This window comes from Crenobacter cavernae, assembly GCF_003355495.1.
Lineage (GTDB): Bacteria > Pseudomonadota > Gammaproteobacteria > Burkholderiales > Chromobacteriaceae > Crenobacter > Crenobacter cavernae.
Genome location: NZ_CP031337.1, coordinates 1,186,109 through 1,201,130 on the forward strand (window position 1 = coordinate 1,186,109; position 15,022 = coordinate 1,201,130).

Genomic DNA, 15,022 nt, shown 5'->3' on the forward strand with positions numbered 1-15,022 from the left:
TCTGCGCGTGTCGCGCAGCGCCGCGAGATGAACCAAGCCTAGAGCCGGTGACGCGGTGCGCACAAACTGGTAATTTTGCTGCATTGACTCAAAAGGATTGAGCCTCATGCGCCTGCCTCCCTTATCCAGCCTGCGCGCGTTCGAAGCCGCGGTCCGCACCGGCGGCTTTGCCCGCGCGGCCGATGAACTCGCGCTGACGCCGAACGCCGTCGCGCACCAGGTGAAACAGCTCGAGGCCTGGCTCGACGTGCGCCTGTTCGAGCGCCACGCGCGCGGCGTGCAGCCTACCGCCGCCGGCCGCGACTACGCGCTCGCTATCGGCGAACTGTTCGGCCAGCTCGAGACCGCCACCCGCGCGCTCAAGAGCCGCCACGACGACCGAGTCGTCACCGTCACGGCTATTCCCTCGTTCGTCAGCCGCTGGCTGATGCCGCGGCTGACGACGTTGGCCGAGCGCCACCCCGAGGTAGAGGTGCGCGTGCTGGCCGGCGTGCAGCCGGTCGACCTCGCGCGCGGCGAGGCCGACGTCGCGATCCGCCTCGGCCCCGGCGTCTACCCGGGGCTGTCGGCCGAGGTGCTGATCGACGAGGACTTCGTCGCGGTCGCCAGCCGTGCCTTCCTCGCCGGCCGGCCCCCGCTGCGCCACCCGGCGGAGCTCGTAGAGCGGCGCGTGCCCTTGCTGCACGACGAGATCGTCCCCGAGATCCCGGCGCAGATCGACTGGCCGCGCTGGCTGCGCGCGGTCGGCGTGACGCCGCCCAGAAGGCTCGCCGGCCACCTGTTCTCGCATACTTATCTGACGCTCGAGGCGGCGATGGCCGGCCAGGGCGTCGCGATCGCCAGCCATGCGACGCTCGGCGACGCGGTGCGCGCCGGGCTCTTGACGGCGCTGTTCGACGGCCTGTCGGTGCGCGGACCCTACCGCTACCACCTGTTGACGCGCCCCGGCGCCGAGCAACGTCCGGCGGTCGCGGCGGTGTGCGCGTGGCTGCGCGAGGAGGCGGGGCGCGAGCCGGGCGTGCTGCGCTTGCCGACCGGGCGATGACGACAGCTTGCGCCGCGACAAACCGTTTGGAACAGGGGGGGCTTGGGTTTACAATGGCCCCCGATTCGTCCGGCAACGCCCACGCACGGTTTACCCCCGCGCGTGGGCGCTTTCGCACCCGGCGCCGCTTTCTGTTTGAGGACGTCTAAGACATGGCCAACCCGCTGTTTCGCAAGCACATCCTGTCCATCCCGGACTTCACCCGCGCCGAGCTCGAACTGATCGTCGACACCGCCGCGCGCCTGAAGGCGCAACCGCGCGACGACCTGCTCAAGGGCAGGCTGATCGCCAGCTGCTTCTTCGAGCCGTCGACGCGCACCCGGCTGTCGTTCGAGACCGCGATCCAGCGTCTGGGCGGCCGCGTGATCGGCTTCGACAACGCGAGCAACACGTCGACCAAGAAGGGCGAGACGCTGTCCGACTCGATCCGCATCATCTCGTCGTACGCCGACGCGATCGTGATGCGTCACCACAAGGAAGGCGCGGCGCGGCTGGCGAGCGAATTCTCCGAGGTGCCGGTGATCAACGGCGGAGACGGCGCCAACCAGCACCCGTCTCAGACGCTGCTCGACCTGTTCACCATCCGCGAGACGCAGGGCACGCTCGAAGGGCTGACGCTCGCCTTCGTCGGCGACCTCAAGTACGGCCGCACCGTGCATTCGCTCGCGCAGGCGCTGTCGCTGTTCGGCTGCCGCTTCTACTTCGTCGGCCCCGAGGCGCTGGCGATGCCCGACTACATCTGCGAGACGCTCGATTCGCGCGGCATCAGCTACACGCTGGCCGAGACGATCGAGGAGGTGCTGCCCGAGATCGACATCCTCTATATGACGCGCGTGCAGAAGGAGCGCTTCGACGAGGCCGACTACCAGAAGATCCAGGGCCGCTTCGTGCTGCGCGAGGACATGCTCCGCGGCGCGCGCGACAACATGAAGATCCTGCACCCGCTGCCGCGCGTCGACGAGATCGAGACGGCGGTCGACGCGAGCGGCCATGCCTACTACTTCGAACAGGCCAAGAACGGCGTGTTCGCGCGCCAGGCGCTGTTGTCGCTGGTGCTGAACGAAACCGTCTGACAGGAGAGCGACATGACCCTCACCCGCACCGTCGAAGGCCTGAAAAACGGCACCGTGATCGACCACATCCCGGCCGGGCAGGGCCTCAGGATCCTGCGCCTGTTCAAGTTGGCCGAGCTCGGCGAACGCGTGAACGTCGGCTTCAACCTGACGTCGCGCCACATGGGCGTCAAGGACCTGATCAAGGTCGAGAACGTCGAACTGACCGAGGCGCAGGCGAACGAGCTCGCGCTGTTCGCGCCGCGCGCCACGGTCAACGTGATCCGCGATTCGGAAGTGGCGAAGAAGCACAAGCTGGCGATGCCGGCGACGATCGAGGGCATCTTCGCGTGCCCGAACTCGAACTGCATCTCGCATGTCGAGCCGGTCGATAGTTTCTTTTACGTCACTCCTCAAGGAAATGACGTCAAACTGAAGTGCAAGTATTGCGAAAAGGGCTTCAGTAAGGATATTGTTACGGCCGTGGAATGAGATTCCATTTTCGCGCGTGGCTGAGCCGGCGCGAAGACCGGATTCAAGACGCCACGCACAGGTTTACGGAGAAACTGTAAAGAAGCGCTGCACAGACAGCACAAGATAAGGGCACCACGGGCAACCGTGGTGCCCTTTCCTTAAGCAGCTCAAGCCCCTGCGATCGATCGTTTGTCTTCCGCCGCCGGAAACACCACGCTCACCGTCAGCCCGCCGCCCGGCGTGTCGTCCAGCTCGACGTCGGCGTTATGCAAGCGGGCTATCTCGCGCACGATGGGCAGGCCCAGCCCGGTGCCGTCGGCCTGGGTGCCGGCCACCCGGTAAAAGCGCAGGAACACCTTGCCGCGCTCGGCGGCCGGGATGCCGGGGCCGTTGTCTATCACCACCAGCCGCGGCGCCGGGCCGGCTTCCACCCGTACCGTCACGTGGCGCAACTTGTCGTTTGCGCCGGCAGCGGCATAGCGGATCGCGTTGTCGATCAGGTTGCCGATCATCTCCAGCAGCAGGCCGGGCTGACCTTCCACGGTCACTTCGCCCTCTTGCTCGAAGCCGAGGTCGATGCCGTTTCGGCGTGCCACCGGCGCCCATTCGAGCGCGGCGTCGCGCGCCAGCGCCACCAGGTCCACCGGCTTGAGTTCCGCCACAAGGCCGCTGTCCGGCTCCAGCCGCGAGTGCGACAGCAATTGCTGCACGCCGTGCGAGGTCTGGTGCAGCGTGCCGAGGATCTGGCGCACACCGTCGTGTACCGCTCCGATTTCCGGCTCGCGCAGCGCCAGCTCCGCCTGCGCCTGCATCACCGCCAGCGGCGTCTTGAGCTGGTGCGCGGCGTCGGCAAAGAAGCGGCGGCGCGCCGCCAGCATGCGCTGGATGCGCGCGATGTACAGGTTGAGCGCGTCCACCAGGGGTTTGAGCTCGGATTGCAGCTCGCCGGCTTCCAACGGCGTCAGGTCGTCCTCCTCGCGCGCCGCTACCCGTTCCGACAGCCGCCGCAATGGGCGCAGCCCCCGGCCCAGCGCTACCCGCACGATGATCAGCACCAGCAGCACCAGCAACGCCTCTTGCCTCAGCGCGCCCAGCAGGATGCCCTTGGCCAGTTCGCGCCGCGATTCCGGCGTTTCCGCCACCTGCACCCACACGATAGAGTCGCGCATGGTGTAGAGGTCGCGCACCGCCAGGCGCAGTATGACCATGCGCAGCGTTTCGCCTCGGTATTCGATGTCGGTGTACACCGGCTTGAAGTCGTGCTTGGAGGTAAAGCGCGGCAGCGGCAGGTCGGGGTAGCCGGTGAGCGGGCGGCCGTTTTCCTCGCTGACGCGGTAGAACACCCGCCCTTCGGCATTAGTCTCGAACATTTCCAGCGCGAAGTAGGGGATGTCCACATCGGTCTTGCCTTCGTGCGCCGACACCCCCTCGGCGATCGCGCGCGCCGACGTGAACAGCATCCGGTCGAACGCGGTGTTGGCGGCGTCCCGTGCGCGCTTGTAGGTGAGCCAGGCGTCCAGCGCCAGCAGCCCCAAGAGCGGTAGCAGCAGCCATAGCGCTAAATGCAGGCGCAGGCTGCGGGTCCGTTTGCGCTCGCTCACTTGGCTTCCAGTAGATAACCCAGGCCGCGCAGCGTGACGATGACCACGCCGGAATCGGCCAGTTTCTTGCGCAGCCGGTGCACGTAGATTTCGATCGCGTCGGCGCTGCTCACTTCGTCGAGGCCGAAGATCTTTTCGAGCAGCGCTTCCTTGCTCACCGCCTTGCCGCTCATCAGCATCAGCACCTCCAGCACCGCGTGTTCGCGCGGGGTCAGGCTCAACGCCTCGCCGCGCAGCGTGAACACGCGGCCCACGCTGTCGTAGCCGAGCGGCCCGCACTCCAGTTGCGCGCTGTCGCGGCCGTGGCTGCGCCGGATCAAGGCGCGCACGCGCGCTTCGAGTTCGGCCAGGTCGAACGGCTTGGCCAGGTAGTCGTCGGCGCCCAGGTTCAACCCTTTCACCCGGTCTTCCACCGAGCCGTGCGCGGTCAGGATCAGCACCGGCACCTGCTGGCGGCGCGCGCGCAGCCGCTTCAGCACTTCCCAGCCGTCCAGTTTCGGCAGCGCCAGGTCCAGGATCACCAAGGCGTAGTCCTGGGTGCGCAGCACGTGGTCGGCATCCATGCCGTTGTGCATGCTGTCCACGCTGAAACCGGCTTGGGATAAGGCTTTGGCCAGCGATTCGGCCAGCGGGAGGTTGTCTTCGACCAACAGGATGCGCATCGGCTATCTTCGAAACTGGGTTGAAAGATTCACTCTAATACCATGCCTCTGGCAGCGGGAGCCATTGGGAATGAACGCCCTGTATGCCAAAGCGGAATCATTTGCATGCCTGAAAGCAATTTGAAAGCTTGTTGCTCCTAACATAGCCGTCACAACGGGCCAATATAGGTTCGTGCCGATAACAACAGCCCAAGCTGCAAGGGGAGAGAGAAATGAAACAGTGCAAGATGCTTGCCCTGACTGCCGCTCTGTGCGGCTCCGCCGGCACCGTCCTCGCCGCAGTGCCGGCCGGCTACCCGGCCAGCTACCAGTCGATCATCGACGGCGCCAAGAAGGAAGGTAAGTTCATCGTCTACTCGACCACCGACACCGCGCTGGTCAAGCCGCTGATCAAGGACTTCGAAGCGCTCTATCCTGGCGTGAAAGTCGAATACAACGACATGAACAGCACCGAGCTGTACAAGCGCTTCATCGGCGAGAACGCCGCCGGCAGCACCAGCGCCGACGTGCTGTGGAGCTCGGCGATGGACCTGCAGGTGAAGTTCGTCAACGACGGCTTCGCCGCCTCCTACGTGTCGCCGGAAACCAAGAACATTCCGGGCTGGGCCCAGTATCAGAAACAGGCTTACGGCACCACCTACGAGCCGCTGGCCATCGTCTACAACAAGCGCCTGCTTTCCCCGCAGGAAGTGCCGCAGACCCGCGCCGAGCTGGTGAAGCTGCTGCGGAGCAAGCCGGGCAAGTTCGCCGGCAAGGTCACCACCTACGACATCGAAAAATCGGGCGTGGGCTTCAACTACCTGACCCAGGACTTCCGCGTCAGCGGCCCGGCGATCTGGACGCTGGTCAAGGCTATGGGCGCCAGCGGCGTCAAGCTGCAAAGCTCCACCGGCGCGATGATGGAGCGCATCTCGTCGGGCGAGAGCCTGATCGGCTACAACATCCTCGGCTCGTACGCGTTCGCCAAGGCCAAGCAAGACCCGTCCATCGGCTACGTCTATCCGAAGGACTACACGCAGGTGGTGAGTCGTCTGGCGCTGATCTCGAAGAAAGCCAAGAACCCGAACGGCGCGCGGCTGTGGGTGGACTACCTGCTGTCCAAACGCGGCCAGACCATCCTGGCCAACCAGTCCGACCTGTTCTCGATCCGCGCCGACGTGGTGGGCGAAACCTCGATGGCCGGCCTGACCAAGCAGTTGGGCGCCGCCGCCAGGCCGATCCAGGTTGGCTCCGGCCTGTTGGTGTACCTGGACCAAGCCAAGCGCCTCGACTTCATGCGCAGCTGGCAGCAGGCGGTGAAGAAGTAAGCCCTTTCCTCTGAGTTAATTCTCCTCTCGCCCATCCGTATCTTCCCCGCTTCGGGGGGAGAGGGGCGCGTGCACGCTGAAACTTCACGGGAGTCCGCTTAAGCCTCACGCCAGAGATCCCCAATCCCATCCAAATACAAGAATAAGCGCGGGCCTGTCCTGGGCCTGCGCCATAGCGGAGCTTTGCCCGCACAGACCAAGGAGAAAGAGAAAACATGCGGAACTACAAGAAACTGACCCTCGCCGTAGCGCTGGCTCTGCCGGCCATCGCCCAGGCCGATGTCACGATCTACGGCTTTCTGAGCGCCGGTGTGGAGTCGGCCAAGGCGACCGGCAGCGGCGGCGCCGAATACAAAACCACCACCCGTGTGGTGGACAACAGTTCCCGTATCGGCTTCAAGGGGAATGAAGATCTAGGCAACGGTTTGAAAACCGTGTGGCAGATCGAGAGCAGCCTGCGCAACTTCGAGCAGGGCGGCACCAACGATTCCGGCGCCAGCGCCACGCTGGCTACCCGCAACACCTTCATCGGCCTGCAGAGCAGTAGCTGGGGCTCGCTGCTGCTCGGCAACAACGACAGCGCCTACAAGAATCTGACCGATGTGGGCTTGAACGTATTCTCCGGCTTGTCGGCCGATAACCACGGCAGCACGCAAATCTTCAGCCGGCTGGAAGCGCGCATGAAGAACAGCGTTCACTACACCTCGCCGGTGCTAGCCGGCTTGCAGGCCGGCGCCAGCTACCAATGGGACGAAACCGCCGACGCGGGCAAGAACCGTTGGGACGTGGCCGCGCTGTACAGCAACGCCGGCCTGAAAGCCACCGTCGGCTACGACTATACCGGCAGCCCGATCTCCACGGCCGCCGGCAAAGCGCGCGCCACCAAGGGCTATAAAGTGGCCGCCGGCTATATCATTCCCGCCACCGACACGCTGATCGGAGCCGGTTTCGAACGCGTCACCAACGAGATCAATGGGATGAGCGACACCAATCAGAACGACTGGCTGGTGGCGGTGGCGCAACCTGTCACCGGCGCGTTGACGCTGAAGGGCTCCTACGGCCAATTGGGCAAGCTGAGCGGCGTGGCCAATCCGGATGACTACAAGGCCAAGCAGTGGGTGCTGGGCGCCAGCTATGCGTTCACCAAGCGTACCCAGGCGTATGTGTACGGCACCAAAATCACCAACAACAAGGCGCAGAACGTGAATTTTGGCCTCAACCCGATCTACAGCAGCGGGATCGGCACTGCCAGCGCCAAGCTGGACCTGGGCAATAGCCCGCAGGCTTTCGGCATCGGCCTGAAAACCGTGTTTTAAGCTGACACTCCCAGTCAGTCATGCTTTGGGGCGCCTTCTGGCGCCTTTTTTTTTGGGGCTCGGTCACCTTGACCGTCATGCTGACTAATTCGGGGCAGGTCACTGGGCAGCTGAATCGCCGGAGCCTGCTGTTATGCGCCTGAAAGCTAGTTGAAAGCTTGTCTTCTTATACTCCGCCGAACCAGCTCCCACCGGAGGGCCTGCGCTGCTGGCCGACCGTTTCATCCGGTCGACAGCGCGTCGGCGCCTTCCATCGCGGGGCTGAGGGCAGGGGAGGCCAAGGTTGGCCGAAGCCTTTGCCCTTGTTGTCATAACTACATGTACCTAGGAGAAACCGTCATGAAACTATCTCGTCTGCTCATCAGCTGCCTGATTGCCCTGTCCCCGCTGGCTGCCCAGGCCGAAGGCCAGTTCAAGATCATGGCTCCGGCCAATCCGGGCGGTGGCTTCGACACCGTGGCGCGCACGCTGGGCGAGGCATTGCAGGCCAGCGGCCAGACCAAGAGTGTGGTGGTAGAGAACAAGGCTGGCGCGGGCGGCGCCATCGGCATGGCGCAGTTCGTCAACAACGAAAAGGGCAACCCCAACGCGCTGCTGGTGGCCGGTGCCGTGACCGTCGGCGCGCTGGAAACCAACAAGTCCCCGGTCAACTTCGGCATGGTCACGCCGGTGGCGCGCCTGATGGGCGAGTTCAATGTGCTCGTGGTGCCTGCCTCTTCTCCCTATAAGAGCCTGAAAGACCTGATGGCCGCCTACAAGGCCAACCCGGGCGCGATCAGCATCGGCGGCGGCTCGTCGGGCAGCATCGATCACATCATGGCCGCGCAGATGTCCGAGAAGGTCGGCGTCGACCCGGACAAGCTCAACTACATCCCGTTTGCCGGCGGCGGCGAGGGCAAGGCCGCCATCCTCGGCAACCAGATCGCCGCCTACATCAGCGGCTACGGCGAACTGGCCGACCTGATCAAGGCCGGCAAGGTGCGTGCGCTGGCGCTGTCGGCCGACAAGAAGCAGCCCGACATCCCGGTGCCGACGCTGAAGGAGCAGGGCGTGGACGTGGTGGTATACAACTGGCGCGGCGTGTTCGGCGCGCCGGGCATCACCCCGGCGCAGCGCGGCCAGCTGATCAAGATGGTGGACGCCGCCGTCAAGTCGCCGTCCTGGAAGGCCAAGGCCGAGAAGCTGGAGTGGATGGCCATGCTGCAGACCGGCGACAGCTTCAAGACCTTCCTCGACGCCGAGCGCAAGCGCACCGGCGCCACCGTCAAGAAACTGAAGCTGGGTCACTGAGCATGATCCGGCGCGTCTCGGGCGAGCAGTGGCTCGCCATCGGCCTCATCGTGATCGGCCTGGTTATGGCCTGGCAGATCGGCGATATCTCCGTCGATGCCGGCTATGCCGGCGTCGGGCCGCGCTTCTTCCCGTCGCTGGTGGTAACCGGTCTGGTCGTCGCCGGGGGCGCGCTGCTGCTGCAGCGTCGCCACCGTCACGGCCCGGACACCATCATCGAGGAAGGCGCCAACGACAGCGACGAACTGGCGGCAGAGGATGCGGCCAGCCACGACGCAGACTGGCGCATGTTCGCCATCGTCAGCGGCAGCCTGCTGTGCCACATGGCATTGATCGGGATCATCGGCTTCACGCTGGCCGGCACGCTGCTGTGCTTCGGCATCTGCCGCGGCCTGGAAACCCGCCGTCCCTGGCTCGACCTGGTGCTGTCCTTCCTGCTGGCCCTCGGCCTGTTCCATCTGTTCCAGACGCTCGGCCTCAACCTGCCGGCGCTGATCACGGGGGTGCTGTAAATGGAATCGTTGAACGCCCTGTTCTCAATGGGTTTTGCCACCGCGCTGACCCCGGCCAACCTGCTGTGGGCGCTGCTGGGCTGCACGCTGGGCACCGCCATCGGCGTGCTGCCGGGGGTCGGCCCGGCGGTCACCGTGGCGCTGCTGTTGCCGGTGACGCAAAGCGTCGACCCCACCGGCGCGCTGATCATGCTGGCCGGCGTGTACTACGGCGCGATGTTCGGCGGCTCGACCACCTCGATCCTGCTCAACACGCCGGGCGAGGCGGGCAGCATCGTGTCGGCGCTGGAAGGCAACAAGATGGCCAAGATCGGCCGCGCCGGCCCGGCGCTGTCTACCGCGGCGATCGGCTCGTTCTTTGCCGGTTCCATCGCCACGGTGCTGTTGACGCTGCTGGCGCCGGTGATCGCCGGTTTTGCGCTACAGCTGGGCCCGGTGGAAACCTGCGCGCTGATGATGCTGACCTTCGCGGCGGTCTCGGCGGTGCTCGGCAACTCGCCGCTCAGGGGCTTCATCAGCCTGCTGCTGGGGCTGGCGATGGGGCTGATCGGCATCGAGGCGCAATCCGGCCAGCCGCGCTTCACCTTCGGCCTGTTGCCGCTGATCGACGGCATCGACATCGTGGTGGTCGCGATGGGCCTGTTCGCCGTCGGCGAGACGCTGTATAGCGCCACCTACGAGAACAAGGTCAAGGTCGGCCTGGAAAGCATGAAGGGCAAGTTCTGGATGTCGAAGGACGACTGGAAGCGCTCGTGGAAACCATGGCTGCGCGGCACCGCGATCGGCTTCCCGTTCGGCACGCTGCCGGCCGGCGGCACCGAGATGCCGACCTTCCTCTCTTATTCCGCCGAGAAGAAGCTGGCCGACGCCGAAACCAAGAAACAGTTCGGCAAGGGCGCGATCGAAGGCGTGGCCGGGCCGGAAGCGGCCAACAACGCCGCCGTCACCGGTACGCTGGTGCCGCTGTTGACGCTCGGTATCCCGACCTCGGCCACCGCGGCGATCATGCTGTCGGCGTTCCAGCAGTACAATATCGTGCCCGGCCCGCTGCTGTTCGATACCAACCCGGAACTGGTGTGGGGGCTGATCGCCAGCCTGTATATCGGCAACGTGATGCTGCTGGTGTTGAACCTGCCGCTGGTCGGCCTGTGGGTGCAGTTCCTCAAGGTGCCGCGTCCGCTGCTGTACGGCGGCATCGTGGTGCTGGCGACGATGGGCGCCTACGCGCTGCGACAGAGCTGGTTCGACCTGATGCTGCTATATATCATCGGCGTGCTGGGCTTTCTGATGCGTCGCTTCGACTTCCCGGTCGTGCCGCTGGTGGTCGGGCTGATCGTCGGCCCGATGGCGGAGAAGTTCTTCCGCCGCGCGATGTCGATCAGCCAGGGCGATCTGTCGGTGTTCGTCACCCATCCGATCTCGCTGACCATCCTGCTCGTCACCGTCGCCATCCTGGTGGTGCCGCCGCTGCTCAAGCGGCGTCAGGCGCTGCTGCAGGCGGCATGAACGCCCGGGCTCAATTCGGCCAACACTCGCCGCTCTGGGGCGCCGGAACATCGGCAAACCAGAGGACGTCGGCGCAGAGCCGGTTTCATTCATTGTTCAAGGTAATAAAGCGATGCTCGAATTTATGTACGACCCAGCCTTCTGGCTGGCGGTGGCGCAGATCATCGCCATCGACATCCTGCTCGGTGGCGACAACGCCGTGGTGATCGCGCTGGCCTGCCGCAAGCTGCCGGAAGCGCAGCGCCGCAAGGGCATTTTCTGGGGCGTGGCCGGCGCGATCGGCCTGCGCGTGGTGCTGATCTTCTTCGCGCTGCAGCTGTTGGCGCTGCCGTTGCTGAAGGTGATCGGCGCGCTGCTCTTGCTGTGGATCGGCATCAAGCTGCTGCAGCCCGAGGACGACGACGGCCACGGCCACATCGAGGGCAGCACCCACCTGTGGGGCGCGATCAAGACCATCATCGTCGCCGACGCGGTGATGAGCCTGGACAATGTCATCGCGGTGGCCGGCGCCGCCAAGGGCGATCTGGGCTTGGTGGTGTTCGGCATCGTCATCAGCATCCCGATCATCGTCTGGGGCAGCCAGTTCGTGCTCAAGCTGATGGACCGCTTCCCGGCGGTGATCACGCTGGGGGCCGCGCTCTTGGGCTGGATCGCCGGCGACATGGTGGTCGGCGATGTGGTGGTCAAGCCGTATCTCGCCGACGCGCCGGGCTGGCTGCACTACGTCTCGGCCGCGGCCGGTGCGCTGTTCGTCGTGCTGGCGGGCAAGCTGCTGGCGCGGCGCGCCCGGCCGGCGCCGCTGCACGAGGTGGAGCTGGCGGACGACACGCGCCGCGGCGGCAAGAACTAACAAAGGGGAGAAGTCATGACCATGCGAGTACTGATCGCGGTGGACGGCTCGGCTCATGCGCTGCGCGCCGTCGAGCACGTGCTGCAACTGCGTGCCAAGCTGGGCGATCTCGACGTCCACCTGCTCAACGTGCAGATTCCGGTCGAATCCGGCCATGTGCGGCTGTTCGTCGGTCACGACCAGCTGGAGGACTACTACCGCGAGGAGGGGCTGGCCGCCCTGCGCGACGCGCAGGCGGCGCTGCAGCAGCTCGGCCAACCGTGCACCACGCACATCGCGGTCGGCCATATCGCCGAGACCATCGCCCGCTACGCCGGCGAGATGGGTTTCGACCAGATCGTCGTCGGGTCGCACGGCCGCTCCGGAGTCGGCCACCTGCTGCTGGGGTCGGTGGCGGCCGACGTGATCAAACGGTCCGCCGTGCCGGTAACGGTGGTCAGGTAAGCGGTCGTCTACAAGCAGACGTTTCCACCCCGCTTTGGCGGCCCAGCTCCCGGCGGTTTGGCCGCCAGGGCACGGGCCGCCTTTTTTTCGCCCGCTTGAGCCGGCCGGGTTAGCACCGGCACCCGTTTCGAAATGGAGCCTAGGATTGAAGATTACCCATCGGCTGATCATGTTGATCGGCGTGGCCATCGTCGGCAGTGCCATCGTCGGCGGATTGGCGCTTATCCAGCTGAACCGAATCCACGGTGACCTCAAAACCTTCAACGACCGCACCATCCCCAGCCTTCGCAAGCTCGACAACGTGATCATCGAACTGCAGGCGATACGCACCAGTATCCTCAACCATGTCCTCACTACCGATGCGACCGTCATCCAGCAACTGGACGGGGTGCTCAAGCAACAACGCCGGGTTCTGGACAAGGCGCTCGGTGACTACGAGCGGCAGGTTTCCGCTGCGCAGGACCGTGCACTGTTCAAGCACTCTGCCACGACGCTGCACAGCTATCTGGACCATGCCGATAAGGCGGTGGCGCTGTCGGCGCTGTACCGCAAGGACGAGGCCTACGCCGAGCTTAGCCGGCTCAAGCTGCTCGGCGACCAAGCCGTGGCCGCGCTCAACCGGCAGCTCGACTACAACGTGCGGCAGGCCAAGCAGCGCGCGGATGAGGCCGACAGCACGGTGCGGCAGGCCAGCCTCATCGTCGGTAGCGCGGTGCTGGCCATCCTGCTATTGACCGGCGTGCTGGGCCGGCTGATCTACCGCCAGATCCGCGACGGGCTGGCCAACGCTCGGGACGCCATCGGTGCCATCGAAGCCTCTCTCGACTTCACGCGCCGCGCCGAGGTCAAGGGCGACGACGAGATCGGCCAGACGCTCGCCGCCTTCAACCAGCTGATCGCGCGGCTGCAGGACAGCCTTGGCACGCTGCACCGGGGGGTGGAGGAGGTGGGCCAGGTGTCGGCCGAGCTGCTCGGCGCCTCGCAGCAGGTGGCGCAAAGCTCCGGTGTGCAGAGCGAATCGTCGGCGCAGATGGCCGCCTCGGTCGAGCAGATGACGGTCAGCATCGACCACGTCGCCGAACGCGCCGGGGAGGCCAGCCAGCTTTCCAGCGAAGCCGGCGACAAGGCCCAGAGCAGCAGACAGGTGATCGGCCGGACCGTCGGCGATATCCACTCGATCGCCGCCTCGGTGGACAGCGCCGCCCACGACATCCGCCAGCTCGACGCGAAGAGCCAGGAGATCGCCTCGGTCATCGGCGTGATCCGCGACGTCGCCGACCAGACCAACCTGTTGGCGCTGAACGCCGCCATCGAGGCGGCGCGCGCCGGCGAATCGGGGCGCGGCTTCGCGGTGGTGGCCGACGAGGTGCGCAAGTTGGCCGAGCGCACCGCCGCCTCGACCCAGGAGATCGGCGCCATCATCGGCGCTATCCAGAGCGTGTCTGGAAGCGCGGTGAGCCGCATGCAGGAGGCGGTGAGCCGGGTCGAAGAGGGCGTGGCCGGGGCTGGGTCGGCGCAGCAGGCTATGGGCAGCCTGTCAGATTCGGCCAACCACAGCGTGCGGCTGGTCGGCGAAATCACCGTGGCGATCCGCGAGCAGAGCGACGCGACCGCCACCATCTCGCGGCAGGTGGAGAAGGTGGCGCGCATGGCCGAGGAGAACAGCAGCGCCGCGACCCGGGCCGCCGCGCTGGCCGAGCAGCTGGAGGAGGTCTCGCGCCGCATGCAGCAGGTGGTCGGCGCCTACCGGCTACGATCGGGCAGCGCTCAGCCTTGAAAACCGACAAAGGCAGGCTGGTTGGCGGCATCGGCCGAGCGCTCACTCGTTGGAGGACTTTCATGATGGCATCCAGCCCTTCAAGCTCACCGGCGGCTCAGGCTCCGTTACCCGCCTGGTCGCCGCTCAAACGACCGGTGTTTCGTCTGCTATGGGGCACCTGGCTGACGGCCAACGTCTGCATGTGGATGAACGACGTCCCGCTGACTGAACGGAAACCCAAGCCTGGCAGGGCTTTTCGCCTAATCAGGGATTAGTGCCAACATGCTTTAGTGACAGAGCCATTTTTTAATGGCATGGCCGGACGCTTCCCATTCAAAGAATATGAATATCAGGATTGGCTATCGTTCTGATTAGGCAGAACCGGCAAAAGCTATGTTGAGGAGTGCGAAGCCGGGCATCGGTATCTACACTTCCCCGCGCGAAATGATGTACTGATCGGTCGCCCGATTTCGACAGCTGGCAGGCGGCATGGCGAGAGGCTGCGCGCCGCCCGATAGTGAACGATAAGGAAACCGCACCGATGCTCTCCGAACTGGGCGGACTCCTGCTGATGCTGCTGGTGATCCTGGTCGCCGCCGAGGTGTTCACCAACGCGCTCGAGCACCTCGGCGCGCCGCTGATGCTGTCGACGCTGTCGGTGTGCCTGATGGCGCTGTTCGCGCTGAAGAAGCGCGGCGTCAAGTCGTCTACGGCGCGCACGGCTTCATCGGACACGTCGAGGCGACGTCTGAGCTGCTCGGCATCTCTGCGCTGTTGTTGTCGCTGATGATCGTGCCGATCGCGACCGAGCTGCCGGAGAAGATCAACTCCATCCTGTGGATCCGCAAACACAAGGACACGCTCGCCTTCGGCAACATCACCGGCGCGATGGTGTTCCAGGGCACGCTGTTGCCGGCGATCGGCATCGCGCTGACGCCTTGGGCGCCGCAGAAGGAAGTGCTCGCCGGCATCGCCATCACGCTGATCGCCACCGCGTGGCTGCGCTTCTGGGCCGGCCACATCAAGGTCTGGCATTTGTTCGTCAGCGGCGCGCTGTATCTGAGCTATCTGGTCATCGGCCTGTCCTGAACCAGCATTCGGCCGTCCCCCGCGCCTGCCCGCCCCGACCGGGTGCCGGCAGGCGTTTGTCATCGGGCGACGCGGGAAAGCCCTGAGGCGACGAGGCTGTCGGCCTGCCAGTATA

At 65.4% G+C, this 15,022-nt stretch carries 15 protein-coding genes; 13 read left to right on the plus strand and 2 right to left on the minus strand.

Going from position 1 to position 15,022, the window contains the following annotated elements; all coding sequences use genetic code 11:
* Window positions 1–106 precede the first annotated feature (106 nt).
* The 3 genes from DWG20_RS05800 (at window position 107) to pyrI (ending at window position 2,589) form a co-directional block, all read left to right on the plus strand.
* Window positions 107–1,045 (plus strand): LysR substrate-binding domain-containing protein, encoded by a 939-nt coding sequence (locus tag DWG20_RS05800; RefSeq protein ID WP_115432922.1) that lies wholly within the window; start codon window positions 107–109, stop codon window positions 1,043–1,045.
* Window positions 1,046–1,197: 152 nt separating this feature from the next.
* Window positions 1,198–2,118 carry an aspartate carbamoyltransferase gene (gene pyrB, locus DWG20_RS05805; RefSeq protein WP_115432923.1) on the plus strand — a complete coding sequence of 307 codons (921 nt, stop codon included), beginning with the start codon at window positions 1,198–1,200 and terminating at the stop codon, window positions 2,116–2,118.
* Between the two features lie 12 nt (window positions 2,119–2,130).
* The gene (pyrI, locus tag DWG20_RS05810; protein ID WP_115432924.1) at window positions 2,131–2,589 is read left to right on the plus strand and encodes an aspartate carbamoyltransferase regulatory subunit; all 459 of its coding nucleotides are present in this window, start codon (window positions 2,131–2,133) and stop codon (window positions 2,587–2,589) included.
* 149 nt (window positions 2,590–2,738) lie between these two features.
* Here the strand turns inward: pyrI and DWG20_RS05815 are convergent, their stop codons facing one another.
* Entirely contained in the window at window positions 2,739–4,172 is a 1,434-nt protein-coding gene (locus DWG20_RS05815; RefSeq protein WP_115432925.1) for a sensor histidine kinase, read from the minus strand.
* Entirely contained in the window at window positions 4,169–4,834 is a 666-nt protein-coding gene (locus DWG20_RS05820; RefSeq protein WP_115432926.1) for a response regulator, read from the minus strand. The genes DWG20_RS05815 and DWG20_RS05820 overlap by 4 nt, the downstream gene beginning before the upstream one ends.
* Window positions 4,835–5,046: 212 nt before the next feature.
* Between DWG20_RS05820 and DWG20_RS05825 the strand changes: the two genes are divergently transcribed.
* The 10 genes from DWG20_RS05825 (at window position 5,047) to DWG20_RS16390 (ending at window position 14,907) form a co-directional block, all read left to right on the plus strand.
* Window positions 5,047–6,141, plus strand: a complete 1,095-nt coding sequence (locus tag DWG20_RS05825) for an ABC transporter substrate-binding protein (RefSeq protein ID WP_115432927.1) — start codon at window positions 5,047–5,049, stop codon at window positions 6,139–6,141.
* A 215-nt stretch (window positions 6,142–6,356) separates the two neighbouring features.
* A complete protein-coding gene (locus DWG20_RS05830; RefSeq protein WP_115432928.1) occupies window positions 6,357–7,457 on the plus strand; it encodes a porin in 1,101 nt (366 codons plus the stop codon).
* A gap of 339 nt (window positions 7,458–7,796) precedes the next feature.
* Window positions 7,797–8,747: a Bug family tripartite tricarboxylate transporter substrate binding protein gene (locus DWG20_RS05835; protein WP_115432929.1), complete on the plus strand. Its 951-nt coding sequence runs from the start codon at window positions 7,797–7,799 to the stop codon at window positions 8,745–8,747.
* A gap of 2 nt (window positions 8,748–8,749) precedes the next feature.
* Window positions 8,750–9,259: a tripartite tricarboxylate transporter TctB family protein gene (locus DWG20_RS05840; protein ID WP_115432930.1), complete on the plus strand. Its 510-nt coding sequence runs from the start codon at window positions 8,750–8,752 to the stop codon at window positions 9,257–9,259.
* Window positions 9,260–10,765, plus strand: coding sequence for a tripartite tricarboxylate transporter permease (locus tag DWG20_RS05845; RefSeq protein ID WP_115432931.1), 1,506 nt, complete (start codon window positions 9,260–9,262; stop codon window positions 10,763–10,765).
* A gap of 112 nt (window positions 10,766–10,877) precedes the next feature.
* On the plus strand, window positions 10,878–11,615 hold the full coding sequence (locus DWG20_RS05850; RefSeq protein WP_115432932.1) for a TerC family protein: 738 nt from the start codon (window positions 10,878–10,880) through the stop codon (window positions 11,613–11,615).
* Between the two features lie 21 nt (window positions 11,616–11,636).
* On the plus strand, window positions 11,637–12,059 hold the full coding sequence (locus tag DWG20_RS05855; protein ID WP_245944781.1) for a universal stress protein: 423 nt from the start codon (window positions 11,637–11,639) through the stop codon (window positions 12,057–12,059).
* A gap of 145 nt (window positions 12,060–12,204) precedes the next feature.
* The gene (locus DWG20_RS05860) at window positions 12,205–13,836 is read left to right on the plus strand and encodes a methyl-accepting chemotaxis protein (protein ID WP_115432934.1); all 1,632 of its coding nucleotides are present in this window, start codon (window positions 12,205–12,207) and stop codon (window positions 13,834–13,836) included.
* A gap of 523 nt (window positions 13,837–14,359) precedes the next feature.
* A complete protein-coding gene (locus DWG20_RS16385; protein WP_245944782.1) occupies window positions 14,360–14,605 on the plus strand; it encodes a hypothetical protein in 246 nt (81 codons plus the stop codon).
* A complete protein-coding gene (locus tag DWG20_RS16390; protein WP_245944809.1) occupies window positions 14,581–14,907 on the plus strand; it encodes a sodium:calcium antiporter in 327 nt (108 codons plus the stop codon). The genes DWG20_RS16385 and DWG20_RS16390 overlap by 25 nt, the downstream gene beginning before the upstream one ends.
* Window positions 14,908–15,022: the final 115 nt, after the last annotated feature.